1 protein-coding gene is annotated in these 279 nt (G+C 41.2%); it reads left to right on the top strand.

The features are described from left to right. The first annotated feature begins 24 nt into the window (after positions 1-24). Positions 25-177, top strand: a complete 153-nt coding sequence (locus AC2FA3_RS15145; RefSeq protein WP_490510306.1) for a siphovirus Gp157 family protein — start codon at positions 25-27, stop codon at positions 175-177. Positions 178-279: the final 102 nt, after the last annotated feature.

Raw genomic sequence — 279 nt, 5'->3', positions numbered from 1 at the left:
GCCCGGAACTTTAAGGCCTCAACCATTATTGATAGTAATAAGAAGCTTCCGGATAAGTTCAAAATTACTGAGACGACTACTAAGCCAGATAAGCAGGCCATTTACCAAGCACTCAAAGCTGGAGAAGAAGTACCAGGGGCACACCTAAAGGCCAACCGCAACACGGTGATTAAGTAGGAGGTTCACTATGGATAAGCCAAAATTAACGATTGAAAAACAACATCCATCAAATGGTTTTAAGCCAGCCTTCATTGATGCAGAAATTCATCAACGTATTAA

Source organism: Janibacter sp. CoH_79_TC_3 (assembly GCF_058197955.1).
This window is presented reverse-complemented; position numbering and strand designations above follow the sequence as displayed.